Annotated in this window: 23 protein-coding genes; 15 read left to right on the top strand and 8 right to left on the bottom strand. The window is 52.9% G+C overall.

Features of this window, described 5'->3' with window-relative positions; all coding sequences use genetic code 11:
- Positions 1-74: 74 nt before the first annotated feature.
- The 3 genes from DWX59_RS05765 to DWX59_RS05755 all read right to left on the bottom strand — a co-directional run bounded on the left by DWX59_RS05765 (position 75) and on the right by DWX59_RS05755 (position 4,372).
- Positions 75-1,235 carry a DUF3810 domain-containing protein gene (locus DWX59_RS05765; RefSeq protein ID WP_117556896.1) on the bottom strand — a complete coding sequence of 387 codons (1,161 nt, stop codon included), beginning with the start codon at positions 1,233-1,235 and terminating at the stop codon, positions 75-77.
- 42 nt (positions 1,236-1,277) lie between these two features.
- Positions 1,278-2,339, bottom strand: a complete 1,062-nt coding sequence (locus DWX59_RS05760) for an AI-2E family transporter (protein WP_117556894.1) — start codon at positions 2,337-2,339, stop codon at positions 1,278-1,280.
- Between the two features lie 95 nt (positions 2,340-2,434).
- A complete protein-coding gene (locus tag DWX59_RS05755) occupies positions 2,435-4,372 on the bottom strand; it encodes a FeoB small GTPase domain-containing protein (protein ID WP_117556892.1) in 1,938 nt (645 codons plus the stop codon).
- Positions 4,373-4,604: 232 nt separating this feature from the next.
- Here DWX59_RS05755 and DWX59_RS05745 point away from each other — a divergent pair, with 232 nt between their 5' ends.
- From DWX59_RS05745 to DWX59_RS05715, 6 genes are all read left to right on the top strand, one after another.
- A complete protein-coding gene (locus tag DWX59_RS05745; RefSeq protein ID WP_117556888.1) occupies positions 4,605-5,000 on the top strand; it encodes a DUF6483 family protein in 396 nt (131 codons plus the stop codon).
- A gap of 78 nt (positions 5,001-5,078) precedes the next feature.
- A complete protein-coding gene (locus DWX59_RS05740; RefSeq protein WP_117556886.1) occupies positions 5,079-7,067 on the top strand; it encodes a helicase-related protein in 1,989 nt (662 codons plus the stop codon).
- 81 nt (positions 7,068-7,148) lie between these two features.
- Complete coding sequence (gene uraA, locus DWX59_RS05735; RefSeq protein WP_117556884.1) at positions 7,149-8,414, top strand: uracil permease; 1,266 nt, start codon at positions 7,149-7,151, stop codon at positions 8,412-8,414.
- Positions 8,415-8,944: 530 nt separating this feature from the next.
- Positions 8,945-10,879 (top strand): thiamine pyrophosphate-dependent enzyme, encoded by a 1,935-nt coding sequence (locus tag DWX59_RS05725; RefSeq protein ID WP_117556880.1) that lies wholly within the window; start codon positions 8,945-8,947, stop codon positions 10,877-10,879.
- 15 nt (positions 10,880-10,894) lie between these two features.
- Positions 10,895-11,482 (top strand): indolepyruvate oxidoreductase subunit beta, encoded by a 588-nt coding sequence (locus DWX59_RS05720; protein WP_117556878.1) that lies wholly within the window; start codon positions 10,895-10,897, stop codon positions 11,480-11,482.
- Between the two features lie 19 nt (positions 11,483-11,501).
- A complete protein-coding gene (locus DWX59_RS05715) occupies positions 11,502-12,734 on the top strand; it encodes a phenylacetate--CoA ligase family protein (RefSeq protein WP_117556876.1) in 1,233 nt (410 codons plus the stop codon).
- 1,095 nt (positions 12,735-13,829) lie between these two features.
- Here DWX59_RS05715 and DWX59_RS05710 read toward each other — a convergent pair.
- Positions 13,830-14,621, bottom strand: coding sequence for an IclR family transcriptional regulator (locus tag DWX59_RS05710; protein WP_117556874.1), 792 nt, complete (start codon positions 14,619-14,621; stop codon positions 13,830-13,832).
- 222 nt (positions 14,622-14,843) lie between these two features.
- On the opposite strand from DWX59_RS05710, the gene DWX59_RS05705 reads away from it, so the two are divergent.
- The 5 genes from DWX59_RS05705 to DWX59_RS05685 are packed head-to-tail and all read left to right on the top strand — an operon-like array spanning position 14,844 to position 19,156.
- Complete coding sequence (locus DWX59_RS05705; RefSeq protein WP_117556873.1) at positions 14,844-15,800, top strand: 2-keto-3-deoxygluconate permease; 957 nt, start codon at positions 14,844-14,846, stop codon at positions 15,798-15,800.
- Positions 15,801-15,831: 31 nt separating this feature from the next.
- Entirely contained in the window at positions 15,832-16,125 is a 294-nt protein-coding gene (locus tag DWX59_RS05700; RefSeq protein WP_227115809.1) for a UxaA family hydrolase, read from the top strand.
- Between the two features lie 15 nt (positions 16,126-16,140).
- Positions 16,141-17,328, top strand: coding sequence for a UxaA family hydrolase (locus DWX59_RS05695; protein ID WP_330665929.1), 1,188 nt, complete (start codon positions 16,141-16,143; stop codon positions 17,326-17,328).
- A gap of 38 nt (positions 17,329-17,366) precedes the next feature.
- Positions 17,367-18,257, top strand: coding sequence for a fumarylacetoacetate hydrolase family protein (locus tag DWX59_RS05690; RefSeq protein WP_117556869.1), 891 nt, complete (start codon positions 17,367-17,369; stop codon positions 18,255-18,257).
- Positions 18,258-18,268: 11 nt separating this feature from the next.
- Complete coding sequence (locus tag DWX59_RS05685) at positions 18,269-19,156, top strand: dihydrodipicolinate synthase family protein (protein ID WP_117556867.1); 888 nt, start codon at positions 18,269-18,271, stop codon at positions 19,154-19,156.
- A gap of 84 nt (positions 19,157-19,240) precedes the next feature.
- Here the strand turns inward: DWX59_RS05685 and DWX59_RS05680 are convergent, their stop codons facing one another.
- Positions 19,241-19,480 (bottom strand): FeoA family protein, encoded by a 240-nt coding sequence (locus DWX59_RS05680; RefSeq protein WP_117556865.1) that lies wholly within the window; start codon positions 19,478-19,480, stop codon positions 19,241-19,243.
- A gap of 133 nt (positions 19,481-19,613) precedes the next feature.
- On the opposite strand from DWX59_RS05680, the gene DWX59_RS29220 reads away from it, so the two are divergent.
- Complete coding sequence (locus tag DWX59_RS29220; protein WP_227115810.1) at positions 19,614-20,000, top strand: hypothetical protein; 387 nt, start codon at positions 19,614-19,616, stop codon at positions 19,998-20,000.
- 119 nt (positions 20,001-20,119) lie between these two features.
- On the opposite strand, the gene sfsA is transcribed toward DWX59_RS29220, so the two are convergent.
- From sfsA to DWX59_RS29210, 3 genes are all read right to left on the bottom strand, one after another.
- On the bottom strand, positions 20,120-20,845 hold the full coding sequence (gene sfsA / locus DWX59_RS05670; protein ID WP_117556863.1) for a DNA/RNA nuclease SfsA: 726 nt from the start codon (positions 20,843-20,845) through the stop codon (positions 20,120-20,122).
- Between the two features lie 221 nt (positions 20,846-21,066).
- Positions 21,067-21,369: a PqqD family protein gene (locus DWX59_RS29215; protein ID WP_235844920.1), complete on the bottom strand. Its 303-nt coding sequence runs from the start codon at positions 21,367-21,369 to the stop codon at positions 21,067-21,069.
- Positions 21,321-21,596: an Rpn family recombination-promoting nuclease/putative transposase gene (locus tag DWX59_RS29210; protein WP_235844126.1), complete on the bottom strand. Its 276-nt coding sequence runs from the start codon at positions 21,594-21,596 to the stop codon at positions 21,321-21,323. The genes DWX59_RS29215 and DWX59_RS29210 overlap by 49 nt, the downstream gene beginning before the upstream one ends.
- Positions 21,597-21,823: 227 nt before the next feature.
- Here DWX59_RS29210 and thrC point away from each other — a divergent pair, with 227 nt between their 5' ends.
- The 3 genes from thrC to DWX59_RS05650 all read left to right on the top strand — a co-directional run bounded on the left by thrC (position 21,824) and on the right by DWX59_RS05650 (position 26,769).
- Entirely contained in the window at positions 21,824-23,317 is a 1,494-nt protein-coding gene (gene thrC / locus DWX59_RS05660) for a threonine synthase (protein WP_117556861.1), read from the top strand.
- Positions 23,318-23,521: 204 nt separating this feature from the next.
- Positions 23,522-24,385, top strand: coding sequence for a class II fructose-1,6-bisphosphate aldolase (gene fba / locus DWX59_RS05655; protein ID WP_117556859.1), 864 nt, complete (start codon positions 23,522-23,524; stop codon positions 24,383-24,385).
- A gap of 269 nt (positions 24,386-24,654) precedes the next feature.
- Positions 24,655-26,769, top strand: a complete 2,115-nt coding sequence (locus DWX59_RS05650; protein ID WP_117557290.1) for a glutamine synthetase III family protein — start codon at positions 24,655-24,657, stop codon at positions 26,767-26,769.
- Positions 26,770-26,964 lie beyond the last annotated feature (195 nt).

Here is a 26,964-nt window from a genome sequence, read left to right as displayed (position 1 = left end):
ACTGAATCATGAGCGGCTGTCCGGGACATATATGCAGCGGCCATTGCCGGCTGTAATATCGCCGCCCCCTATCACTATTGGGAATCCCTATAATAAGCCAGCATCAGATCCACCATCCTCCCATAACTGCGCACCCCATCCTCCTGGTTATTGGCCTTCAGGTAACGGTCATTGAGCTGGGTGGAGGCTTCAGCCACCTTGCCGTCAAACCTGTCCCAGAACTGGTTGTTCCAGGCCAGGTCCCTGGCTGCCTCAGGGGCCAGCCGCCCATATAGCCCATAGTATGCCTCCAGGTCTGCCTTGGCCAGGGCATTGCCGGCGTAGACCCATCCGGTCAGGTAGCCGCTGTAGCGGAAATCCGGGGAATCGGAGCCAATGCAGGCCAGGTATCCGATGAAGTTGGCCTCATCCTCGCGCATGAACCCCTTCAGATGGGACAGTTCATGGCATATGGTGTGCGGTATATTGTAGTAAGGCATTTCCCGGTTGTAGTTTGCCTCAATGGTAAAGGGGGAGTAGATGCCGCAAAGCTGCTGGATGGACAGCAGACGCGGATTCATCAGCGGCTTGGGATACGGGTAGTATCCGGACAGCTGGGGGTAGGCTGTACCCAGACCCTTCATGGATTTAACCCCTTCCATCCCAAGTTCCCGGAGCATTGCGGCAGACGGCAGGGGCGTGTCCTCTGTCTGCCCTGGATAAAGTCCCTTAAGCGCATCCCCTGAATGGTCTGTTTCCGTAAGGGTGCTGTTGATCTGTTCTGTGAGGAACAGGCAGAGACTGTAAAGCTCCCCGGCTGACGACTGTTCCATGACCATGCCGGCCTCATAGGAAAATGGCGTGCGGTAGTAGTTGATGCCGCAGCCGGCCGTGTACAGGAACAGGAGGAGACAGGCAAGGAAAAAAAGACGGGACAGCGCGGCAAGCGGTTTTTTGATGAGGAAAAGAAGGTTCAGGATACAGAAAACAGCAGCCAGATATAACCCTGCTTCTGACAGGGAGAATGGGAAAATGCTGCTGAAACGGCCAATGGTATTCACAAGCACAGGATAGACGGTAATGGAATATGTATGTGCAAATCCAGGCACCATCCTGGCACAGGCGCCCAGGACGGCGGAGGCGGCAGCCAGAACCAGGCTGATGGCAAAAAGCCGGACCTGGGGCCCGCGGTCCCGGTCCGGGGCGCCGGAGGTATGACTGGATGGTGGGAACGGGAAAATGGATGGAATCTTCATAAACATACCTGCCTTTATGTAATGTAGTCCGGTTTATGCATATTATTTGAATAATTGGATGGTTCCGTCCTCGCTGAGTTCAAAAAGGACGGTGGCGCCAATGGGAAACAGGAAGATACCGGCAAGCCCAAGTACCTTGCCGCCCACAAACATGCAGAGCAGGGCAGCAGCAGGAGGGAGGCCCATCTGGAGGCCAACCACTTTAGGCTCCAGGGTCTGGCGGACCACTGTAATCAGCAGATAGAGGCACACAAGGCCGATACCCAGGCTTCCTGAACCTGTGGTCCAGGCAATGAAGGCCCAGGGCAAAAGGACGGTGCCCGTGCCCAGCACGGGCAGGATATCCACAAGGGTAATCAGACATGCGGCCGTGAAGCCCATGGGCACGCCCAGGACCCAGAAGCCCACGAAGAGCTCTGCGAAGGTGAGGGCCATAAGCAGGGCGTATGCCTTGACCAGACGTCCCGTTACCTGCCGTATACTGGCCCATGCAGCCGTAAGTATGGACCGCTGTTTATCCGGAATCTGGCGCATGAGGAATGAAGCGGTCTGGCGGTAGCTTCCTGTAAGGAAGAACGATGCGATTACGGCAGCCAGGATATCCACCAAAAGGGATGGGAATCCAACAAGGACGGAGGCGCCATAACTGATCAGGCTGGAAGAAAGGGCGCCTGCTGCATTTTCCATGGCATGCTCCAGACTGGTTCCAAGCGAGGAGATATGGATGCTGTGACCAGGGAAACTGGCTTCCAGAAGTGTGAAAAACCGGGACAGCCCTGGTTCCATGACTTCGCCGTATAAAGCAGGAAGCTTCCTGCCCTGTTCCTGGATGCAGGAAAACAGCCAGTTCCCGGAGACAGCGGCCAGACTGAAGAGACAGCCATAAAACAGAAGGAGGACTGCCGCTGCCGCACACCTGTATCCGCCCTTCATGCGGCTTCCTAAATAGGAGACAGCCGGGTCCAGGGCCGCGGCAATTGCCAGCGCCATGATAAAGGGCATGAGCATGGGAATCAGCCTTTTAAAGAGAATATAGCAAATCACACCGATAATCGCAAAGTATATAAAGCTGATAATAAAGGTCCTGCGTTTTTGGAGGTCCATATGACAAGCGTCCTGTTTGTTTGCTTACCTCTATTATAGGCAGTGGGGATGCCGCAGTCAAGAAATAATACCCAGATTTTGGAGGACATGCTGCCTTAGATACCTAAAACCATGTGTCCATACAGCGCAATACCCATACATATGAGAATCCCGGGGATTGTTGCGATACAGATTGCTGTCCCGGCCCATTTTAAGCTGTCTGTCTCCCGGGCAACCGCCTGGCAGGTGGTCAGGCAGGGCCAATGCAGGAAGGTAAAGACAAGGGTGCAGATGGCGGTAATCCAGGTCCATCCCTGTGAGACAAGCAGCTGATACAGGGAAAAGGCGCTGCCGCCCGCGTCCAGGGACCCTCCCAATATCCCGCCAAGGGGCCCGCCCTCAAGGTAGGCCATGATGAGGATTGGAAGAAACAGTTCACCTGCCGGGAAGGACAGTATGAAGGCTGCCAATATGGCCCCATCCATGCCAAGAAGGACTGCAGCAGGATCCAGCATGCCTGTAAAGGCATTTAACAGGCTGGGTACGTCAGCCGCAGGCCTGTGAAAGGAGACAAGGCCTGCGGATGGCCCTGTGTAAAACAGGTTGGCCAGGAACCAGACGATGATTCCGGCAGGAACCGCTGCCCTGACCGCGCGTCCGGTAAATACCATGGTCCTGTTCAGAAGGGAGCGCAGGGCTGAGCGGGTGATGTGCATTTTCCTGTAAGGAGGCAGCTCCAGGGTGAAGGCGGAGGGCAGTCCCTTTAGCAGTGTCTTTGACAGAAGCCAGGATATCCCCATGGACAGGTAGACAGCGGCCAGCAGCAGGATGGAAAACAACAGGGCGCAGGACAGGGAACCGGTCAGGGAGTCCACTGGCCCGGCTGCAAAAAACAGGGGTATCAGCATGATAAAAACAGGAAAGCGGCCGCAGCAGGGAATCATGGAATTGGTGAGTACGGCAATGGTGCGTTCCTTGGGGGACTGGATGGACCGGCAGCAGGCCACTCCGGCGGCATTACACCCCAGACCCAGGGCCATGGTCACACATTGTCCGCCGCAGGCGCCGCATTTCCCAAATACGGGATCCATGACCATGGATGCCCGGGGAAGGAATCCAAGGTCCTCCAGCAGGGTGAAGAAAAAAAGGAACACAGCAAGGGGAGGCAGCATGATTGCAGCTGTCCAGGAAAGCGCGCGGAATCCCCCGTGGACAAGGCAGCCGGTAAGCCAGGGGGCCGCCCCCAGATATGTCATGGCCCTGTCCAGGGACAGCTCCAGCCGTGACAGGGCCTCCCACAAAAGCCGGGAGGGAAAACCGGCGGCAATCATGGTCAGATGAAGGACCCCGGCCAGCAGGAACAGCAGTATGATCTTGCCTGTAACCGGCCCGGTGAGGAGCAGGTCCAGAAGCACCCTGCGGGCGCCGTCCGTGTCGGAGGAGGCGCAGATACATTCCGCAGCTAATTTCTTAGGGGAAAAGTCCAGGCAGTCATAACAGAAAGCCTTCCGGTTCCCTGGTTTGGCCGCATAATGTATGGCGGCCTTGATATCGTCAAGATGGCTCCGGCGCCGGGCGCAGCAGGGAATCACGGGAATCTGGAGCACATCCTCCAGGAGGTTATAATCAATCACCAGCCCTGTCCGCAGCGCCTCGTCACAAAAATTAACACAGAGTATCACCGGGATATTGTCTGCATCCCTGGTTCCTGTATCCATGCCCAGCACTTGTTTTAGCAGGTGAAGTCCAAGTTCCAGCCTGGTGGCATCAGCCACCACCGCGATGACGTCCGGCTGTTGGGAACCCAGGAAGGAGTCCCTGTTTTCCCGGGAACCGGAATCCGGGAACGGAGCAGGGGGAAGGGAATAGGCGCCGGGCATGTCAAGAAGCATATAAGTCTGGCCGCAGTAGGTGTACGTACCGCAGCCAGGCGTTCCCCTGTCCCCCCACCAGCTGCCGGTGTAACAGCACATACCTGTCAGTCCGTTGAATATTGTGGTTTTTCCGGCCTTTGGGGTTCCGGCAAGGGCAATCACGCTGCATTCATGTTCCATTCAATCACTCCATATATAAATCCAATCCAGGGAGCGGATTGGGCCTTATGATTAGATATGCCGGGAAATCTGTGTGGTGCCAGTACAGCGGCGCAGCGCCGGGTATGGCTGAAACGGCACAGGCTTTGGGGGGCAGTCTGCAGGACATTGTCAGGCAGGATGAATTCTACGGCTTGACGGCGGAAACGATATCAACTATACTAAAAGGAAAATACGCAGGAGATGGATGGTTATGGGATTTCAGGACGATTATGTGATGAGGACGATTAGCGACCTGGTCAGGGCCATTGCAAGGCTGGCGCTGGGCAAGAACGATATAGACTATGAACTTCCGGAGGACGAGGACAAGTATACGCCTATGGACCGGGTGTACCGCCAGTTAAAGGACATGGCGGACGCGGGCGATATCAACGGGGCTGAGAATTATCTCTCGGACCAGTTGGATCCCCAGGATATTGACCGCCTGGAGATGGCCCTTACTTTTTATATGTATCTTAACCAGATGAAGGATGACACACTTTTCGAGGCGAATTATTCGCGGGAGGAGATTGTGGACGGTATCAACAGCGTGTGCGCGGAATATGGCATTTCGGGTTTTGAGCATTTTGTGGATACTACCATGGTGTAAGTTTAATAGCTGCCAGATGGACGTGGGAACATGTGCACCTGGCTGCTTTTGTGAAAATCAGAAAGAAAGAGGAAATCCATGGAGATAAAAAGAGAATGCGCACAGTATTTGGAGGAATACTATAAGGAGCTGTTTTTCGGCAATGTGAATAAGCGGTACAGGGCCATGACGGCCGTGGAATTGAGGAAACGCTTAAAGCGTCTCACCGAGGCGAATATAAAGCCCCTTGAAAAAGCCAATGAGCTGAGCGATGTCCATGCCATGCTGTCCAAGGTCTGCGCATATCTGATGCACAAGGAGGGAAAGCTGCCGCCGGGACCGGCTGTCCAGGAGTGGGAAAAGAATTGTGCCAGCATGAAGGAATTCTGCGGCGCCCTTGCCAGAAAGGACCTGGAGTATTTGTCCGGCCTGTCACTGGAGGAACTGGAGCATGTGCTCAGGATGCAGGGGATCCGCCGTTACCTGCTGACCAACTCCCTGGACCGGGCCTACCAGCTGTTCTATATACCAAAGACCATCAAAAAGGGAATCCGGGAATCCGTGAACCAGAAGCCGGAGGAGGAGTATCCGGGAGCCAGGGAGATGAAGCGCAGGTTCATCCTCCATGTAGGTCCCACCAACAGCGGCAAGACACATGATGCGCTGGAACGGCTGAAGGAGTGCGGCCACGGGGCGTATTTCGGCCCCTTAAGGCTTTTGGCCCTGGAGGTCTACGACAAGCTTAATTCTGAGGGGCTTGCATGTTCCATGATAACAGGGGAAGAGACTCTGGAGGTGCCAGGGGCCGTGTGCCAGGCCTGTACCGTGGAGATGCTCAATGACCATGATTATTTTGATATTGTTGTGGTAGATGAATGCCAGATGGTTGCGGACCCATACCGGGGACACAACTGGACCAGGGCGGTCCTGGGACTGAGGGCAGAGGAGATACATCTGTGCATGGCGCCTGAGGCAGAGGATATCATTGTGCAGATGATAAAACGCTGCGGGGACCAGTTCCGGGTGGTGCGCCACAAACGGAATACCAGGCTGACCCTGGAGACAAAGCCGTATAACCTGAAGCGGGATTTGAGAAAAGGCGATGCCCTGATTGTATTTTCAAAGAAATCAGTGCTTGCCCTGGCAGCCCATCTGGAGAACGAGGGAACCCACTGCAGCGTCATATATGGGAGCCTGCCCCCGGCCACCAGGCGGGAACAGGTGCGCCGGTTCCTGGCAAAGGAGACCGATGTGGTGGTAAGCACGGACGCCATCGGCATGGGCCTGAACCTGCCCATACGCAGGATCGTGTTTGTGGAGACCAGGAAATTCGACGGGGTGGGCAAACGTACCCTGAACCCGGAAGAGATTAAGCAGATAGCGGGCCGGGCCGGGAGATACGGGCTTTATGATGAAGGGTTCGTCACTGCCATCGACGAGCTGGAAGTGATCCGGGACGGGCTGTCCAGGCTTCCCATACCCATCATGAAAGCGTATGTGGGTTTCCCGGAACAGCTGCTTAACCTGCCGGCTGAGATTGACACCCTGGTAAAAATCTGGGCATCCATGGATACGCCTTCCATCTATGAGAAAATGGAGGTGGACGAGCTGCTGTCCCTGTACATGACATTTGAACATGTGCATCAGGATGACATGGACACATTTACCAGGCAGGAGATATATAAGCTGATAACATGCTCCATTGACATAGATAATAAGATGGTCATGGACCTGTGGAAGGATTACTGCAGGGATTACAGGGATGCGGATGAATTGGAATTCCCCTACAGCCCTGGCGACGACCTGTATGACCTGGAAAGTTATTATAAGATGCTGGACCTGTATTTCCAGTTTTCCAGGAAGGCAGGGCTTCCGGTCCAGACCGGAAACCTCAATGAGGAGCGGCGTCACACCGAGGAAGAAATCAGCCGCATCCTGAAGACAGAATGTGCCAGCTATTCCCGCAAGTGTTCAGCCTGCGGGAGGGAGCTGTCATGGGATTATCCCTTCTCCGTATGTGAGAAATGTTTTGAGCGGGGGAAGATAAACCGTGCCCACAACCGCGGGGGACGGCGCCGCGCATCATAGAAGCGGGCCATTACCGCAGGTCTGCGCAGGGATGCGCCAGTTATTGTCAGAAGCGTATGGAAAAGACAAAGGAGGAAGAAAATGGAAAATCAACGTATCATTCAGGTGGAGGACAAGGTGCCCTTTAAGCTGCTTGTTCCCCTCAGCATCCAGCACATGTTCGCCATGTTCGGCGCATCCATCCTGGTGCCATTCCTGTTCGGCATCAGTCCGGCCGTGGTCCTGTTCATGAACGGTGTGGGAACCTTGCTGTTCATCTGCGTGACAAAGGGGAAGGCCCCTGCTTATCTGGGGTCCAGCTTTGCATTCCTAGCTCCGGCCGGAGTGGTCATCAAAAGCTTTGGGGAATCCGGATATGCCTATGCACTGGGCGGTTTTGTGGCCGTGGGCTTTTGCGGGTGCATCCTGGCATTTATCGTCTACAAGTTCGGCACGGAATGGATTAATGTTGTCCTCCCGCCCGCAGCCATGGGACCGGTAGTGGCCCTGATCGGTCTTGAACTTTCCAGCAATGCGGCTGAAAATGCAGGCCTTTTGGACCCTGTGATGGACCCGGGCAAGATTATTGTATTCATAATCACGCTGGGCACGGCTGTGTTTGGCTCCATCCTGTTCAGGAAGTTCTTTTCCGTCATCCCTATCCTGATAGCTGTCATAGCAGGGTATGCGGCTGCATTTGCGTGCGGTCTCCTGGACTTTTCAGCAGTGGCCGCAGCGCCTGTCTTTGCGCTGCCCAACTTTTCAAGGCCCAAGTTTAACCTGGAGGCAATCATGACCATCCTTCCGGTCCTGCTGGTCATCACTTCGGAACATATCGGGCATCAGGTGGTTACCAGTAAGATTGTGGGACGCGACCTGTTAAAGGACCCGGGCCTTCACCGTTCCCTGTTCGGGGACAACTTCTCCACCATGATATCAGGGCTTATCGGTTCCGTGCCAACCACCACTTATGGGGAGAACATCGGCGTCATGGCCATCACACGGGTATACAGCGTACGCGTGATTGCAGGAGCTGCCGTGCTGTCCATCATATGTTCCTTTATCGGCAAGCTGTCCACCCTGATCAGCACAATACCGGGGCCGGTCATTGGAGGGATTTCCTTCCTGCTCTATGGCATGATCGGCACGTCAGGCCTGCGTATCCTGGTGGATTCCCAGGTGGATTACGGCAATTCAAGGAACCTGGCCCTGACCTCTGTCATATTTGTCACCGGCCTTTCAGGGATTGCTGTGAAATTGGGCAACATCCAGCTGACCGGCATGGTCCTGGCCTGTGTGGTAGGTATGGTTTTAAGCCTTGTGTTCTATGTGCTGGATTACTTCCATCTCACCAATGACCAGGCATAGGATTACAGGCATGGAAATACATTGGAAAGTCATTGACATTTACAATGAAATCTGTAATAATGACTGATAAAGTAAAGTATTAAACCGATGAAGCGGAGATCAAACCGTAGAGGGCATTCACAGAGAGCAGGGGATGGTGGGATCCCTGTAATAAGCCGGACGGCAAATGGACCGCTGAGGGAAAGGTGAACAGGCAGGCCGGATGCGGCCGGAATCAGGAAGCGGGCAGCAGGAAAGCCGGAATCGGCTGCTGCTGGCTGTGATGATTGTCCGGCATCCATCGCCCCAGTATCCGGACCGCAGGCCTGCGTTAAAGGCAGAATATGTGCCGGTTTGTGCTGGGAGGTCCAAGCACGGATGGCGGGTTCCGGATGATGGAATTTACGCAGCGCAGTACCGGCATATTTGTAAAAGAGGTAAGCAGACAAGGTGGTACCACAGGTGTTATATTCAGACCTGTCCTTTCTAAGGGGCAGGTCTTTTTGTATCTGGAAATAGCAGAAAATGTAAATAACGGAAGGAGAAGGGCAATGTCCAAATCATTTTTAATGGGAAATGAAGCAATCGGCCTGGGAGCAGTCAGGGCGGGTGTGCAGGTGGTGTCAGGTTATCCGGGCACCCCGTCCACGGAAGTCCTGGAAACAGTTGCAAAACACAATCCAGGAGATATCTATGTGGAGTGGTCGGTGAATGAAAAAGCGGGTATGGAGGTGGCTGCAGCCGCCGCCTACACAGGCGCAAGGGCCATGGTCACAATGAAACAGGTGGGGCTTAACGTGGCCTCGGACCCCCTTATGAGCCTGGCCTATGTGGGCGTCAAGGGGGGCATGGTCGTCATGGTGGCAGATGACCCAGGTCCCATATCCTCCCAGACAGAACAGGATACGCGCCATTACGGACAGTTTTCCAAGCTGCCTGTATTTGACCCCAGTTCCCCGGAGGAAGCCTATGAGATGATTGGGGATGCCTTTGATTACTCGGAAAAATACCACACCCCGGTACTGTTCCGTCCCACCACAAGAATCTGCCATGGCTGTGCCAGCGTGGAGTTAAAGGAGCGGATCAGTCTCCCGGCGCCCCAGGGATTCGTGAAGGATCCTGATAAATGGGTTATTTTCCCGCGTTTGTCCAATGCAAACCACAAGATGATTGAGGCGCGCAACCCTGTAATCGGGGAGGATTTCAGCACCTACCGCTTTAATCTTGTGCACAGGGAAGAAAAGGAGACAATCCAGGGAATCATTACCCATGGGATTAGTTATGAGTTTGTCATGGAAGCGCTGAACGGATATAAGGGCGCGCGTATCATCAAGATATCCACACCCAACCCCACGCCGGAAAAGCTGATGCTTCAGTTCATGGACGGCCTTAAGGAGGTCATGGCAGTGGAAGAGCTTGATCCGGTGCTGGAGCAGGAACTGACGCTGCTCTGCGGCAGGCACCACCTGGACGTTAACATCCGGGGAAAGCTTACCGGGGATGTGCAGTGCGCGGGTGAGAACAGTGTGGAGTCCGTGCAGAAGGTGCTGGAGGCTTATCTGGGAGCGCCGTACATAGATTATCTGGAATCCCTGTCCGCCGGCGCGGTGCCTGACATGTGTTCCGGTGAAGCAGCCGGCGCGGTGCCTGGTATGTGTTCCGGTGCCGCCGTCCCGGTCTCCCTTGAGGATTCCCATCCCACGCCGTCCCTTCCCGTCCGTCCTCCGGTCCTTTGCGCAGGATGTCCCCACAGGTCCTCCTTTTATGCGGTCAAGCGGGCTATGGAAAAGCTGAATCAGGAGCTGCCGGATGGACAGGAGCCAGTGGAAGGCGTTTACTGCGGTGACATCGGCTGTTATACACTGGGCAATGCAAAACCCCTTGACATGGTGGATACCTGTCTCTGCATGGGGGCAGGCATCACCATGGCCCAGGGGATGCAGAGGGTGGAGCCGCACAAGCGTTATTTCTCCTTTGTTGGGGATTCCACATTCTTTGCCTCCGGGCTCACAGGTATTGTCAATGCAGTGTACAATGAGGCCAATCTGACCCTGTGTATCCTGGATAATTCCACCACGGCCATGACAGGGCACCAGCCCCATCCGGGTACCGGCCGGACCATGATGGGCCAGGTAGTGGAAAAGGTTGACATAACAAAGGTGTTGGAAGGAATCGGCGTAAAGCACATAAGGACCGTGGACGCGCTGGATCTGGAGCAGTGCGTGGAAACCGTGCTGGAGTTTTCTGCCCTGGAAGGGGTAAAAGCCGTGATATTCAAGGCGCCCTGTATTGCCATTGTAAAAACCACGAAAAAATGCAGGATTGTGGAAGACAGGTGTGTGGACTGCCGTACCTGCATCAATGAAATCGGATGTCCGGCCCTGGTGCTGGACCAGGATACGGTCAGGATTGATCCGGGCCTTTGTACGGGCTGCGGGCTTTGCGGCCAGATATGTACGGTGGATGCCATTGAACCTGTGGAATAAGCGAGGAGGATAGCTATGACAAAGAATGTATTGTTATGTGGAGTGGGAGGACAGGGAACCGTCCTTGCGTCCCGCCTGATAGCCCTGGCTGCCATGGAAAAGGGGATGGAAGCCAGGGGTGCGGAAACCATTGGAATGGCACAGAGAGGCGGCAGTGTGGTCAGCCATGTGCGGATTGGGGAGGAAATCCACTCCCCCCTGATACCATATAAAGCAGCGGATGTCATCATTGGCTTTGAACCTGCCGAGGCAGTGCGCTGTCTTCCGTACCTGAAAAAGGGAGGCTGCATGGTGGTATCACCCGTGCCGATCCGCCCGGTTACAGCTTCCCTTACAGGAGGCGCCTATACCGGCAATGAGATGATGGAGTATCTTAAACAGACCGTGGATAACCTGGTGGTGGTGGACGGCACGGCCATCTGCGCCCAGAGCGGTTCCCCAAAGGTACTGAATGTGGCGCTGCTGGGCGCTGCCATTGCCAGCGGTCTGATTGGCATTTCCCTGGAGGAGATGGAGCAGGCCATATTAAAACGGGTACCTGAGAAGTTCAGGGCCATGAACGTGACAGCGCTTAACCTGGGCGCTGCCTCAGAACATGCGTGAAAAACGGAGGATAGAACCAATGAAGATGAAAGAATCCCAGTTCCTTCTAATAAAGGAACAGCTTAAGAAACTGACCGGCAAGGAGTGTTTCTACAAGCACAAGCTGGAAGGAATCAATGTGGACCAGATACAGTCACAGGAGGACTTTGAAAAGCTTCCGTTTACATGGAAAGGCGACCTGAGGGAGGCCTATCCCCTTGGTCTGATGGCTGAACCCGAAGATAAGATCGTGCGCATCCATTCCTCGTCAGGAACCACCGGTACCCCGGTCATCATCCCCTACACCCGACAGGATGTGGATGACTGGGCCCTGATGTTTGCCCGCTGCTATGAAATGGCGGGAATCACCAACATGGACAGGATACAGATTACGCCGGGATACGGGCTGTGGACAGCAGGAATCGGCTTCCAGCTGGGCGCCGAGCGCCTGGGAGCCATGACCGTGCCCATGGGACCCGGCAACACGGACAAACAGCTGCGCATGATGATGGACATGAAGTCCACGGTCCTGTGCGCCACCTCATCCTACGCACTGCTGCTGGCAGAGGAGATAGCCAAGAGAGGGATTGGTGACAGGATATGTCTGAAAAAAGGCGTAATCGGCTCAGAACGCTGGGGTGACAAGATGAGGAAGCGGATTGCCGCCGAGCTTGGAGTTGACCTCTACGACATCTACGGGCTCACAGAAGTATATGGTCCCGGCATTGCAATCAACTGCCAGGCCCAGGGAGCCATGCATTACTGGGATGATTTTATTTATATTGAGATTGTGGACCCGAAGACAGGGGAAGTCCTGCCTGACGGGGAAGTGGGGGAGATTGTCATCACAACCCTGAAAAAAGAAGGCGCCCCCTTAATCCGTTACCGCACCCATGACCTTTCCAGGATTGTGCCAGGCGACTGTCCGTGCGGTTCCCCCTATCCAAGGATCGGAACCTTAATCGGACGCACGGACGACATGGTAAAAGTAAAGGGTGTCAACATTTTCCCAAGCCAGATAGAAGAACTCTTAAGCTCCATTGAAGGCGCGTCCAGCGAGTATCAGGTCATGGTAGACCATCTCATGGGCAAGGACGTAATGACCCTGTTTGTGGAAACCATCCCATCCATTAACCGGTACGCACTTGAGATAGAAATACAGACCGGCTTCAAAAACAGGATAGGTCTGACACCGGTTGTTAAGCTGGTGGACCTTGGGGAACTTCCGCGGAGTGAAAAGAAGTCTACTCGGGTATTTGATAATAGGTATTAGTGGGGGTTAGAAGCAGAGGGGTGCAGGAGGGTACGCAACCTCTGCTTTTGTTTGTTTCCGGAAGCGGGGACGGGAGGCGGGCGGGCTTTCGGTTCCTGGTTCCGGGCGCATGGTCTGCTAACTCAAAAAATGGACGGAAACAGGGCACCGCGCCAACTACCGAAGAAATCTTGATGATTTTTCGTCCGTAGGCGCTCTGCGTTCGGGCCTGGAAGCCCTCACTCGGCCCTGTTTCCGCCCATTTTTTGAGCAAGCAGACCAAGCACCCTCCACAAGGAACCGAAAGCCCGCCCGCCTCCCGTCCCCACTCCTGCCACTGCGTCTGAACACCCCACCACAGGAAAAAGATTCCGCCCGCCATATGCCGCAGACAGTCCGATGGTTGATGGGATATTTTATGTTGGAGGTATCAAGTTGGGTTGGTATGGGGGGTGATTCATGCCATTGTTAGATGCTTAATAGAATATGGACAACTGCCCATATGCCATTGAACTTACGCTATAATAGGCCAGATGGAGAGGCTGGAAGAAAAAAGTATAAAAAAGCAATTAGATAGCAATAGGGAAGCAGCGAGGAAGATGTGGCTGGCATAGCTCAGCATAAATATAAATACCAGTACCATTACATCCAGCACCTGTTATCTGCGCCAGGAGCGTGTCTGCAAAGCGAATCGTAGCGACTACTACGCCGTTGCTATGCAGATCCACTCCTGACGCAGGCAGCGGCGCTGGATGTAGTGGTACTGGTATTAAATTTGCTCCAGGGATTCATATCTCACACTTCTGATTTGTGTGATGCAGGAGGCTGTCGAGACGTAGCGGGTGAGCGGAATGGGTATGGGGGCGGTGGATGCATCTACAGGGGCGTGCAGGTCTTAGCCTATGGGAAGCGGTGCTAAGAGTCTGGCGCCTTTGTCTGAGCCCGATAACAAAATACCCGGAAGAAACTGAGCGCGAGTTAGGCGGCCAGACTCTTGTCCAGCACCGCTTCCCATAGGCTTAGAGCTGCTAGCCCCGCAGCCGTATCCACCGCCCCCATCCCCATTCCGCTCACGGACGGATGCACCTACCCCTTCATCCCACAAATCAACAACCCCTACCCTTCATAAATGCAGAACGCATTCTCATCCAAATTATTCTCAAACAAATACTGTTCGATTGTATTTCCCACCTTTTTAAGTATATCTTTTATCAATTTGGCTTTTTCCTCCGTGTCCCGGAAGGCTGGAACGCTGATGGACAGGCTGGCAATGGTTTTCTGGTTGCAGCAGATAGGGACTGCATAGCAGCAGATGTCCAGGGCGGTTTCTTTTTTCTCATGGGCGAATTTGCTGGCGTTGATTTCATCCCACTCTTTTTTTAGTGTTTCAAAATCAGTGATGGTATATTCGGTGAACTTTTCCAGACCGTTAGGGTACAGGGCCCTTACCTTTTCAAAGGGAAGCTGGTACAGAAGGGCTTTTCCAAGGGCCGTGCAGTAGAGGGGAAGCCGTTTCCCCACACTGGATACAAGGCGTATGGCCTCCTTTGAGTCCACCTTTGCTATATAGAGCACGCTGTTATCGGAACGGATTCCGAATTGGCAGATTTCGTTTGTTTCATTGACCGCATATTCCATTTCGGATTTGATGAACTGCATGATGCTCTTTTCACCGTAATAGGAAATTCCTGCCAGGTAGGCGCCGATGCCTATGGTGTAAAGGCTGCTGTCCTTGTGGTATGCAATGAAGTTCCGGCTGGCCATGGTGTGCAGGATAGGGGCCACGGTTGTCTTGGGGGAACCGATCTGCTTGGCTATATCAGAAAGGCTAAGTCCGGATGGGGTGGTTCCCAGCAGTTCCAGTATGTTTAAAACACGCTCGGTTGGTTTATGTTCTGTATTTGGCATTGTCCGCTCCTTTTAACTTGCTGAGTCTATTATACCAGAGGGAATTTTGAGAAAGCCATTAGTAAACATGTACAATATAAAATGTATATGTTTGTGTAATCTGTCAAAATGTTAAATTGATATTGACTTTTTATTGAATCAGATATATTCTTTTTATGTGATGTACGAGAATGCGCATATCGTACGAATATACGTACAATCAAAGAAGAGAGGGGTAAAACTATGATAATGAATTTCCTTAAAAAAGTTCCTGCCGGAATGATGATTGTGCCGCTGCTGATTGGCGCGGTCTTAAACACCTTTTTTCCCCAGGCGCTGCAGCTGGGCTCCCTTACAACAGCAACATTTTCCAATGCAGGCGCAGCAACCGCCATGGGTATCCAGCTTGTATGCCTGGGAACCACGCTGCAGCTGGGCGATATCGGAAGGGTGCTGAAGCGGGGCGGCATTCTGCTGCTTTCAAAGTTTTGTATCGGCTCAGTGATCGGTATTGCTGTAGGCAAGATATTTGGACCTGCCGGTGTCCTGGGATTATCTGCACTGGCAATCATCAGCGCCGTAACCAACAGCAACGGCTCCGTATACCTGGCCCTGATGCAGACCTACGGAGATGATGTGGACGGAGGAGCCATGGCGCTGCTGGCGTTAAATGACGGACCGTTCATGACCATGATTGCCATGGGCGTATCGGGTCTTGCCAATATTCCGATCCAGGCATTGATTGCAACCGTGACCCCCATCCTGGTGGGCATGATCCTGGGGAATATGGATAAGAAGTTTGCGGAATTCGTTTCCCCAGCAGGCTCTGTGATGATTCCTTTTGTGGGACTGACCCTGGGCGCGGGAATCAATCTTATGAATGTCCTTAAGGGCGGTATACCTGGCGTGATCTTAGGTCTTATCTCTGTATTTGTGGGCGGTGCGTTTATCGTATTCTGCGACAGGATGATTGGCAGGCGTCCCGGATATGCGGGCTGGGCAGTTGCCACAACCGCAGGCAATGCCGTGGCTGTCCCGGCCGTGGTGGCCATGGCGGACCCGGCCCTTGAGCCGTATGTATCCGGTGCAACCACCCAGGTGGCAGCGGCCGTGGTGGTAACGGCAATCATCGCGCCCCTGATGACAAGCTACTGGGCCAAGAAGTACGGCTGTCCCAAAATGCCGCTTAAAACTGAATAAATAATAGGACAAATGGTGGAGGATGATTAGAATGAGCGAAATAATTACAAATGCAATGATTATTGACGAAAAAGATACGGTAGCCGTTGCCATTGAACCGGTTAAAGCAGGCCAGGCCGCGGCGTGGCTGGATAAGACCGGCGGGCTCCATGAGGTTACGGCTGTCACGGACATACCCATTTACCACAAATTCGCAATCAGGGATATGCAAAAGGGAGAACCGGTTGTCAAGTATGGGGAACATATCGGGCTGGCTGCCAGGGATATCCAGGCAGGAGAGCATGTACATACACACAATGTTGAGAACCACAGGGAACAATTATAAAAGGGGGTTGACACAATGGATAAGAAAGTAATGAAGGAAATGACATTTATGGGATACAGAAGACCGGATGGAAGGGTAGGAATCCGCAATAAGGTTTTAATCCTTCCGGCCAGCGTATGTGCTTCTGATACAACAAGGATCATTGCCTCCCAGGTAGAAAACGCAGTTACATTTAACAATCAGAATGGATGTTCACAGGTACCATCGGACCAGCAGTTTACCATGGACGTGATGGCTGGTTATGCGGCCAATCCTAATGTATATGGGACTGTGGTCATCTCTCTGGGATGTGAGAACTGCCAGATGGACCTGGTCCTGGACGCAATCAGGGAACGCACCAACAAGCCATTGGAGCATTTCATCATCCAGGAAAACGGCGGTACCATTGCCACCATTGAGAAGGCGGTGCGCGCGGCCAGGCAGATGGCAATGGATGCGTCCATGCTTGCCCAGGAAGCATTCGGCATGTCTGAACTGATTATCGGAACAGAATGCGGCGGTTCAGACCCCACTTCCGGCCTTGCCTCCAATGTGCTTATCGGCGAGATTAGCGACCGTATGGCGGAAATCGGGGGCACATCCATCCTGTCTGAGACAACTGAATTCATCGGCGCGGAACACATACTGGCAAAGCGGGGGAAGGATGAGAGGGTCAGCCAGCGCATTTACCAGATTGTACATGATTATGAAAATGCTATCCGCCTTGTGGGCCATGACGTGAGGGAGGGGAACCCGTCCCCGGGCAACATGGAAGGCGGCCTGACAACACTGGAAGAAAAGTCCCTGGGCTGCATCCATAAGGGCGGCCATGCACCGGTCAATGAGGTCTATGACTATGCGAAACAGGTAGATAAGAACATGGGCCTGGTCATCATGGACACACCAGGAAACGACCCCTCATCCGTTGCGGGAATGGCTGCCGGCGGCTGCCAGATATGCCTGTTCTCCACTGGCCGCGGAACCCCCACCGGCAACCCGATCGTGCCTGTCATCAAGATAACGGGAAATAAAGTAACCTATGCAAACATGTCCGATAACATTGACATTGATGCCAGCCCCTATATCTACGGCAAAAAGACCCTGGAGGAATTAGGGGATGAGCTGTTTACGGAAATAAAGCAGGTGGCTGACGGAAAGCTGACCAAGGCAGAAGCCCTGGGCTATACGGAAATGGCCATTGCCAGGGTATGTAATTATATGTAGCCATATAAGGACGGAGCAATGAAAAAAAGAGGTGTATCATGAAATACATAAGGTTTATGGCCCCTGGAAAGGAAGCAGAGGTTGGCATCCTTTTGGAGGGGAACCGGGTTATCCCGGCGTCATCCTTTGTTCCCGGACTGAAGAAGGGGGATATGATGGACTTCATAAAACATGCCGGTATCTCCGGCGGCTTACCAGAGCCGCCGGTTTCCGGATGTTTGGGAGAACCGGTATATGACCTGGATTCCGTAAGGCTTCTTGCGCCCATTGAACGGCCGGTTCACGATATCCTGTGCGTGGGTGTGAATTATGAAGACCATCTAAAGGAAACAGAGGAACATTTGGGGGAAGAAAGTTTTAAAAAGCCGCCCAAGGCAGTATACTTCTCCAAGCGGGCGCTGCGGCTTATGGGTCCTGACGGACGGATTGAGGGCAGGCTGGATGTGGATGAGGCGCTGGACTACGAGGTGGAACTGGCGGTCATCATTGGCAAAGACGGAAAGAAGATACCGGCTTGCAGGGCAGAGGAATATATATTCGGATATTCTATCTTTAATGACATCTCATCCAGGAACCTGCAGACGGCACATGGCCAGTGGTTTTACGGAAAGAGCCTGGACACATACGCATCCATGGGGCCGGTAATCGTGGGCCGGGAGGAACTGCCCTTTCCCGTGGAGCTGGAAGTAAAAAGCTTTGTCAACGGGCAGCTGCGCCAGCACTCCAATACGCGCAGTTTCATCCACGGCATTCCGTGGCTCATATCGGAATTGTCCCAGTGCATCACACTGGAGTGCGGGGACATCATTGCCACAGGAACCCCCTCCGGCGTGGGTATGGGGTATGACCCGCCCCGTTATATGAAAAAGGGCGACCAGGTAACATGCGAGATAGAGAAAATAGGTAAACTGACAAATAGAATCGGCTAGGGAGGAAATATATGAACGTGAACTTTTACACTCCGGTTGTAACTGCATTTGATGAGAATGGAGAACTGGATTTACAGGGCAATAAAAACATATACGACCATTTAATCGGAGGCGGCATCGCAGGCCTGCTGATACTTGGGAGCAGCGGTGAATTCTATGCCCTGAACATGGAACAGAAAAAAACGCTGATTGACATGGCGGTCCCATATATTAATAAGAGGGCAAAGGTATTCTTTGGAACCGCATGTGACAGCATGGAGGAAACAGTGGAGCTGAGTAACTACGCCCTCCGGGCGGGAGCGGACGGCGTGATGCTGATCAGCCCTTACTATTTTACCATTGACGATGCATCCATTGAAGCATTTTATGATGAGGCGGCAAACAAGATTAACGGGCCTCTGTACATCTATAATTTTCCTGCCAGGACCGGATATGACGTAAAACCGGAAATTGTCCTGAACCTGCTGCGCAGGCACAAAAATATCGTGGGACTGAAGGACTCGGTTTCAGAGATGGGCCATACCAGAAGCATCCTTACAATGGTGAGGGAGGAATTCCCTGAGTTTGAGGTATACTGCGGTTTTGATGAGAACCTGATCCACAATGCTGCCTGCGGCGGCGCGGGCTGTATCGGCGCCCTGTCCAATGTATATCCGGAGCTTTTGGTAAGCTGGCAGGAGGCTGTGAACCGGAAGGACTGGGATACTGCCTTTGCCCTCCAGAAAAAGGTGGACCTGTTAATGGGTATCTACGATATCAATCCGTTTTTTGTGGGAACCCTTAAAAAGGCAATGCTCCTAAGGGGAGTCCGGATAAAGGACTGCTGTAAGAAACCCGTGCTCCGTACAACGGAATCAGAAACAGGGCGTCTGAAGGCAATCATGGAACAGGTGGGATGACAAAAGATAGGAGGATTTCATGTTTTGGTCAGGGGCTGCGTCTGCGGCCCCTGTTTCTGCTGCCGGCAGGACGCAAGACAGGCTTCAGACACACCCTAAGGAACGTACCAGCACTTCCTTTGCATTTTCAGTGCGCAGCGCAATCAGGGTGCCGCGTATGAGATAGGCAGACATGGAATCCCTGCTGCCGCCAAGGATGCAGGTTATATGCTCCTTGAAGGAAAAACCCAGGGAGTCCAGCCTGTCAGACATATATGGGTCGCTGATGATCCAGACCACCTCGGCTGTTTCACCTGGATTGAGTTCATTTAAAGGATAGACCATAATAAATCACCGGTTCAGGTTTGTTATTATATTATATGCAGGGCGCTTATCCGGGGGGAGGAACAGGCCTGTCACACATTCCGTACATGCCCATATAATAGAGTACAACCTAATTGAAAGGAGAATATAAAATATGAATTATAATGAATGTGGTGGTTGTAGTGGAAATGGTGTGAATTATGGCGGGACAGCTGTGAACGCGGGTGCGGCATATGCTGCCGGCGGTACCTGTTATGGAAATGCAGATAATTATGGAACTGCGGCTTATTATGGGAATACGACCTATGCGAACACAGCCAGTGCAGCAGCTGCCAGCGGTGGCTGCCGCAACTGCAATTTATACTGGCAGGGATATATGGCTGGATTCTACGCCAATAACCAGTGCAACCAGTCACCTGTTGCCAGGACCGCTGCCCAGGCAGCAGGGCGCACCGCCTCCGCAGCGTCAACCGGTAACTGCGGGTGCAATTCCGGCTGCGGATGCGGCAGATGTAACTCCGGATGCGGATGCAGCAGGTGAAGGTCTGGCTGCAGCACATGTAATTTGAGGTTATGATAAAGGGAATATAATCCGGAGAATCCGGATGGGATGGCCGGGGCTTCCATGGATGTGGGGGCCCCGGTCCCCCATTTACTGAATCATTCCAGAATCACATCCACCGGAGCATCAATCGTCATGGCAGCCGGTGTTATGGCGCAGTCATATGCAAGGACATGGACGCCGGCCGCTGCCGCTGCCCGCAGCGCATCGCCAAAAGCAGGATGGGTGGTGTCATTGGGCCTGAATCCGTGGACTCCTTTCATCTGGATGACAAACAGTACATAGGCTTCATAACCTTCCAGCACCGACTTTGCCAATCCGTGAAGATGCTTGATCCCGCGCTCAGTGGGCGCGTCCGGAAACATGGCCATGCCATCTGTTTCCAGGGTTACCCCCTTTACCTCCATGAACGCAGGCCGTGTCCTGCTGCCATTCATCTCATTGAGGGTAAATGCCAGGTCAAACCGGGAATCACCGTGGGTCACCTCGCGCCGCAGGCTGTCAGGCGCCCAGCCAGGCAGTCCGGGAATGCAATCCAGTCCGCCCAGCCATTCCCAGGCCGCCCGGTTCGGCGCCTGGGAGTCCATGTTAATCAGGATATCTCCCTTATATACCCCAATCAGGTCATATTCTGTCTTGCGTCCGGCTGCAGCGGCATCCGGATGGTACTGAAGGATTACCTTTACGCCGGGAATCAGCAGCTCCCTGCAGCGTCCTGTGTTCTTCACATGGCAGACAACAGTCTGGCCTTCCAGCCTCACATGGGCAATGAAACGGTTGGGGCGGCTTATGAATGTTCCGGTTTTTATATGCTGATAAATCATTGAAGATTCCTCCTGGTCAAAGTGTCGGGTATCCATAGGGATATGGATCCGGATGATATCAATCCGAATGATACCAATCCCTGTCATCCACACCTATGTGGAAAAACAGGCGATACTCAATTATATAGAAACCATCCGGAGGAATCAAGCAGAATCTGCATGAACCCGGTCATGTTCAATCATCTGTGTTTCATCAGTCATGGATTCGGCCATGTCCCATATTAGTCCTTTGGAATATACTCATCCAGATACTTCCCGGCTTCCTCCCGGCTCAGGGAAAACCTCTTTACCAGTTTGGCCAGTATCTGTTCTTCCGTCTTATGCTCCTCCAGGTTATCCAGGATGAATGCCGCTATCCCTGCAGCCATTCCCTCGGCCTTTCCTTCAGCCTTTCCTTCGGCCCGTTCCTTTTCAAGAATATCACACATAATATCGATTCCCTCCTTCTTTTCCTTCAGCAGTCTGACCCTTGCAGCTAAATGCGGGAAGGTCCCGGTCTCATAATCAGCTGCCGAGTGTTCCATATAATCCAGCAGTTCCCTTTGTTCCTTCCGATGAAATCCTTTTTCGTGATATAAATCAGGTAAACCTCCGGAATGGCCTCAAAATCATTCCCCTTTTCAAGATAACTCATGTCAATGCCGCTTAGATGATAGCGTACCCGCCGGACATGGTCTTCATCTTCCTGAGGGTGCATTTCCACGTTTATCAGACGGCCTTCTTCATCCTCGGCCAGAGCGTCTAATACCACGGAGCGGTTTTCCACATTGCGGATGGAATACTGGGTTTTAAAGCAAGATACGAGTTTAACCTGAATCGGATAGACTTTTTAGAATAATCAGATGTACTGCTTTGGATTCATTGTAGCATATATTCCCGGCCGCTGCAACCGTTCCGAATTTCAGTTGCACCGGCCGGTGAAATGTGTTAATATTTCAATAATAAATGTGAACATAATATAAAAGCGAGGACAAGAGTATGGGATTAACCTATCAGAGTACAAGGGGCCGTGAGACAGGCGTGCCGGCATCCATGGCCATCCTGAAGGGACTGGCAGAGGATGGCGGCCTGTTCATGCCCACAGAGATACCGGAGCTTGACGTGCCCATGGAGAAGCTTGGGACCATGACCTACCAGGAGACGGCCTATGAGGTCATGAAGCTGTTCCTTACGGATTACAGTCCCGAGGAACTTAAAGATTGTATAACAAAGGCCTATGACAGCAAGTTCGACACAGAAGAGATTGCGCCCCTGGCAAAGGCTGACGGCGCATACTTCCTGGAACTGTATCACGGAAGCACCATAGCATTTAAGGACATGGCCCTTTCCATCCTGCCCCACCTTATGACCACGGCGGCAAAGAAGAACCGGGTGGATAAGGAGATTGTGGTCCTGACAGCCACCTCCGGGGACACGGGTAAGGCTGCCATGGCTGGCTTTGCAGATGTACCGGGCACCCGTATCATTGTATTTTATCCAAAGGACGGGGTCAGCAAGGTCCAGGAACTCCAGATGCGCACCCAGAAGGGCGCTAACACAAACGTGGTGGCAATTAACGGCAACTTTGACGATGCCCAGACCGGTGTGAAGAAGCTGTTTGGGGACAAGTCCCTGGAGGCTTTGCTGGAATCAAAGGGCTTCCAGTTCTCATCCGCCAATTCCATTAATATCGGCAGGCTGGTCCCGCAGATTGTTTACTATGTATATGCCTATGCAAGGCTTCTGGCCAATGAGGAGATTGCAGGAGGCGAGCAGATTAATGTGGTGGTTCCCACAGGCAACTTCGGTAATATCCTGGCAGCCTACTTTGCAAAACGCATGGGCGTTCCGATTAAGACTCTGATCTGCGCGTCCAATGACAATAAGGTGCTGTATGATTTCTTTACCACGGGAACCTATGACAGGAAGAGGGATTTCATACTCACCAATTCCCCGTCCATGGATATCCTGATTTCCAGCAACCTGGAGCGCCTGATTTATCTGAGCACGGGCTGCGACGCCAGGGCCAACAAGGCTTTGATGCAGGACTTGTCCGTGAAGGGCAGCTATACCGTCACAGAGGATATGAGGGCGTTCATGTCTGATTTCGCAGGCGGCTTTGCAACCCAGGAAGAAAATGCGGCCGCCATCAAGAGGATATTTGACAGCACCGGTTACCTGATTGACACCCATACAGGCGTTGCAGCTGCTGTATATGGGGACTACAGGGCCAAAAGCGGCGACACGGCAAAGACCGTCATTGCCTCCACGGCAAGTCCCTACAAGTTCTCTGACAGTGTGATGGAAGCCATTGCCGGGCCTGAGAGCATCAGGGGCAAAGACGGATTTGAAGTGGTAGATGCCCTGAGCAGCCTGTGCGGAGTGGATGTGCCTGCTGCGGTTGAAGAAATCCGCCATGCGCCGATACGCCACAATACGGAGTGCGATGTGGATAAAATGGAAGCAACGGTAAAAGCTATTCTTGGGATCTGATCCATAGCATTACCCATACTAAATACCTTACTGTTTTGCCGGACTGGTTTTCCAATGGCACGGGCAGGGCATTTAATGCGGGACATTCTGGTCCTGACGCGATATGGACTATAAATTAAAAAAACATCTTCCTTTTTGTTCGCAGCTGCGATATAATAGGTGAGATAGTTAATAAAATAACAAACTTTATAAGGAGGGTATCAAATGTTAGTTTCAGCAAAAGAGATGCTTGACAAGGCTAGGGAAGGCAAGTATGCAGTTGGACAGTTTAACATCAATAACCTTGAGTGGACCAAGTCCGTGCTGCTGACAGCAGAAGAACTCAAATCTCCGGTTATCCTGGGCGTATCAGAGGGCGCAGGAAAGTATATGACAGGCTTTAAGACAGTATCTGCCATGGTGAAGGCCATGATGGAAGAACTGAACATCACGGTTCCGGTTGCCCTGCACCTGGACCACGGCTCATACGAGGGCTGCTATAAATGTATCAAGGCAGGATTTACCTCCATCATGTTCGATGGCTCCCATTATCCAATTGAGGAGAACATTGAGAAGACCAAGGAACTGGTTAAGATTGCACATAACATGGGACTGTCCCTGGAAGCTGAGGTGGGCTCCATCGGCGGTGAGGAAGACGGCGTTGTTGGCCTTGGCGAGTGTGCGGATCCAAATGAGTGCAAGGCCATTGCTGATTTGGGAATCGACTTCCTGGCAGCAGGCATCGGCAATATCCACGGCAAATATCCGGAGAACTGGCCAGGCCTGCGCTTTGACGTGCTGGAGAATGTGAAAGCGGCTGTAGGCGACATGCCTCTGGTGCTTCACGGCGGAACCGGTATCCCTGAGGATATGATTAAGAAGGCAATCAGCCTGGGCGTTGCCAAGATTAATGTTAACACAGAGTGCCAGCTTACCTTTGCAGCAGCCACCAGGGAGTACATCGAGGCCGGCAAGGACAAGAGCGGCAAAGGCTTTGACCCAAGGAAACTGCTTGCCCCGGGCGCAGATGCAATCAAGGCAACCGTAAAAGAAAAGATGGAATTATTCGGTTCCGTGGGCAAGGCTTGAGTCCTAAGATATTAAGACAGCTTAATAATGCTTATTAGAATAAAAAACATGTTTTCCCGAAAAACTGCTTGCAATTTTAAAGGAAATGGTTTATTTTAATAAAGAACAAAGGTGTTCTCTCTCAAGGGGAGAGCACCTTTTTGTTATATATCCGGCCGGACTGAATAAAATTACGGGAAATGGTATTTGGATTTTGACAGGATAACAGGACTATGGAAAATGAAGCAGAAGATCCAAAAGGAAGGATCAAAGAGAGGATGGAGGAATCTATGAGCGATGTATTGAATGTATCTGAGATATTCGGGAAAAATGTGTTCAATGATGCGGTGATGAAGGACCGTCTGCCTAAAAATGTGTATAAGAAGCTGAAAAAGACAGTGGAAGACGGCGCGGAACTGGATCCCAGTATTGCGGACGTGGTGGCACACGCCATGAAGGACTGGGCAATTGAGAGGGGGGCCACCCACTATACCCATTGGTTCCAGCCGCTGACAGGCGTGACGGCTGAGAAGCATGATTCCTTTATCTCTGCTCCAAGCGACGGCAAGGTAATCATGGAATTTTCCGGCAAGGAACTGATCAAGGGTGAGCCGGATGCATCCTCCTTCCCCTCAGGCGGCCTGCGCGCCACCTTTGAGGCCAGGGGCTACACGGTCTGGGATTGTACCTCTCCCGCATTCTTAAGGGAGGACGCCATCGGCGTCACCCTCTGCATCCCTACCTCCTTCTGCTCGTATAAAGGCGAGGCCCTGGACAAAAAGACGCCGCTGCTGCGCTCCATGCAGGCAGTTAATGAGCAGGCCCTAAGGATCCTCAGGCTTTTTGGGAACACCACGGCCAGGCGGGTTGCTCCGTCCGTGGGGGCTGAGCAGGAATACTTCCTGGTAGACCGTGAAAAGTACTTACAGCGCAAGGACCTGATTTACACCGGGCGCACCCTTTTTGGAGCCATGCCGCCCAAGGGGCAGGAGCTGGAGGACCATTACTTTGGCGCCATCCGTGAGAGGATCGGTTCCTACATGAACGATGTGAATAAAGAACTTTGGAAGCTGGGCGTGCCGGCCAAGACACAGCACAACGAGGTTGCGCCTGCACAGCACGAGCTGGCCCCCATATATGAGGGCGTGAACCAGGCAGTGGACCACAACCAGATTGTAATGGAGACACTGAAAAAGGTGGCTGGCCGCCATGGAATGGCATGCCTTCTCCATGAGAAGCCATTTGCAGGCGTCAACGGTTCAGGAAAGCATAACAACTGGTCCCTGACCGCGGACGACGGCACCAATCTTTTAAACCCAGGTGACACGCCCCATGAGAACATCCAGTTCCTTCTGGTGCTGGCATGTATCATTAAGGCGGTGGATCTTCACGCAGACCTGCTGCGGGAGTCGGCTGCAGATGTGGGCAATGACCACAGGCTGGGCGCCAACGAAGCGCCGCCGGCCATTATCTCCATCTTCCTTGGAGAGCAGCTGGAGGATGTGATTGACCAGCTGTGCAGCACAGGTGAAGCCACCCATTCCAAGAAGGGCGGCACCTTAAGGACCGGCGTTGATATCCTTCCTGACCTGGATAAGGATGCAACGGACAGGAACAGGACCTCGCCATTTGCATTTACAGGCAACAAGTTCGAGTTCCGTATGGTGGGTTCCTCTGATTCCATTGCAAGCCCCAACACCGTGTTAAACACCATTGTGGCGGAAGCGTTCAAGGAAGCTGCCGATGCCCTGGAAAAGGCAGAGGATTTTGACATGGCGGTCCATGACATGATTAAGGAAATGCTGTCAGCCCACAGAAGGGTCATCTTTAATGGAAACGGATACTCGGATGAATGGGTTGCGGAGGCAGGGAAAAGGGGCCTTCCCAACATCCGCTCCATGGTGGAGGCCATTCCTGCCCTGACAACGGATAAGGCAGTGAAGCTGTTTGAGGAATTCGGCGTATTTACCAGGGCTGAACTGGAGTCCAGGGCTGAGGTTGAATATGAGAACTTTTCCAAGGCCATCAATATAGAAGCCAGGACCATGTATGATATGGCCAGCAAGTCCATTATACCGGCGGTCATCAAATATACCACGCAGCTGGCAGCCTCTATATCCGCGGTCAAGGGCGCCTGCCCGGAGGCGGATGTGAGCACACAGACAGGACTTCTCATGGAGGCCTCCGGCCTGCTGGCCGATACCAAGGCAGCTGTGTTAAGGCTGGCCCAGGTGACTGAGAAGGCGGCCGGTGCGGATGGCGGGATTGCCCAGGCAGCCGCATATCACAGTGAAGTGGTACCTGCCATGGAGGCCTTACGGGCGCCGGTGGATAAGCTGGAAATGATAGTGGATAAGGAACTGTGGCCAATGCCCAGCTACGGCGACCTGATATTTGAAGTGTAGGCCGGTTGCCGCGGCGTCAGACACAGAAACCGGCTGCCGCGGCGTCGGATATGGAGACTGGCTGCTGCATCGGATATAGAAGCCGGCTGTCAAATCCATCAGACATGCGGCCGGACATGGTCAAGTCAGTTACGGGGAAATGAGTATCATGATAGATAAGCCTATATGGAAAAGGGGTCCTGCCGGTAGGGTGGA

It is taken from the genome of Enterocloster aldenensis, assembly GCF_003434055.1.
Taxonomy (GTDB): Bacteria; Bacillota; Clostridia; order Lachnospirales; family Lachnospiraceae; genus Enterocloster; species Enterocloster aldenensis.
Note: the sequence above shows the minus strand (reverse complement) of the source record. Positions and strands in the feature narration are given on the sequence as shown.

Excerpts from the sequence above, each read along its gene's own strand:
- DWX59_RS05765 (WP_117556896.1), bottom strand. The coding sequence starts at position 1,235 with ATGAAGATTCCATCCATTTTCCCGTTCCCACCATCCAGTCATACCTCC.
- DWX59_RS05760 (WP_117556894.1), bottom strand. The coding sequence starts at position 2,339 with ATGGACCTCCAAAAACGCAGGACCTTTATTATCAGCTTTATATACTTT.
- DWX59_RS05755 (WP_117556892.1), bottom strand. The coding sequence starts at position 4,372 with ATGGAACATGAATGCAGCGTGATTGCCCTTGCCGGAACCCCAAAGGCC.
- DWX59_RS05745 (WP_117556888.1), top strand. The coding sequence starts at position 4,605 with ATGGGATTTCAGGACGATTATGTGATGAGGACGATTAGCGACCTGGTC.
- DWX59_RS05740 (WP_117556886.1), top strand. The coding sequence starts at position 5,079 with ATGGAGATAAAAAGAGAATGCGCACAGTATTTGGAGGAATACTATAAG.
- uraA (WP_117556884.1), top strand. The coding sequence starts at position 7,149 with ATGGAAAATCAACGTATCATTCAGGTGGAGGACAAGGTGCCCTTTAAG.
- DWX59_RS05725 (WP_117556880.1), top strand. The coding sequence starts at position 8,945 with ATGTCCAAATCATTTTTAATGGGAAATGAAGCAATCGGCCTGGGAGCA.
- DWX59_RS05720 (WP_117556878.1), top strand. The coding sequence starts at position 10,895 with ATGACAAAGAATGTATTGTTATGTGGAGTGGGAGGACAGGGAACCGTC.
- DWX59_RS05715 (WP_117556876.1), top strand. The coding sequence starts at position 11,502 with ATGAAGATGAAAGAATCCCAGTTCCTTCTAATAAAGGAACAGCTTAAG.
- DWX59_RS05710 (WP_117556874.1), bottom strand. The coding sequence starts at position 14,621 with ATGCCAAATACAGAACATAAACCAACCGAGCGTGTTTTAAACATACTG.
- DWX59_RS05705 (WP_117556873.1), top strand. The coding sequence starts at position 14,844 with ATGATAATGAATTTCCTTAAAAAAGTTCCTGCCGGAATGATGATTGTG.
- DWX59_RS05700 (WP_227115809.1), top strand. The coding sequence starts at position 15,832 with ATGAGCGAAATAATTACAAATGCAATGATTATTGACGAAAAAGATACG.
- DWX59_RS05695 (WP_330665929.1), top strand. The coding sequence starts at position 16,141 with ATGGATAAGAAAGTAATGAAGGAAATGACATTTATGGGATACAGAAGA.
- DWX59_RS05690 (WP_117556869.1), top strand. The coding sequence starts at position 17,367 with ATGAAATACATAAGGTTTATGGCCCCTGGAAAGGAAGCAGAGGTTGGC.
- DWX59_RS05685 (WP_117556867.1), top strand. The coding sequence starts at position 18,269 with ATGAACGTGAACTTTTACACTCCGGTTGTAACTGCATTTGATGAGAAT.
- DWX59_RS05680 (WP_117556865.1), bottom strand. The coding sequence starts at position 19,480 with ATGGTCTATCCTTTAAATGAACTCAATCCAGGTGAAACAGCCGAGGTG.
- DWX59_RS29220 (WP_227115810.1), top strand. The coding sequence starts at position 19,614 with ATGAATTATAATGAATGTGGTGGTTGTAGTGGAAATGGTGTGAATTAT.
- sfsA (WP_117556863.1), bottom strand. The coding sequence starts at position 20,845 with ATGATTTATCAGCATATAAAAACCGGAACATTCATAAGCCGCCCCAAC.
- DWX59_RS29215 (WP_235844920.1), bottom strand. The coding sequence starts at position 21,369 with ATGGAACACTCGGCAGCTGATTATGAGACCGGGACCTTCCCGCATTTA.
- thrC (WP_117556861.1), top strand. The coding sequence starts at position 21,824 with ATGGGATTAACCTATCAGAGTACAAGGGGCCGTGAGACAGGCGTGCCG.
- fba (WP_117556859.1), top strand. The coding sequence starts at position 23,522 with ATGTTAGTTTCAGCAAAAGAGATGCTTGACAAGGCTAGGGAAGGCAAG.
- DWX59_RS05650 (WP_117557290.1), top strand. The coding sequence starts at position 24,655 with ATGAGCGATGTATTGAATGTATCTGAGATATTCGGGAAAAATGTGTTC.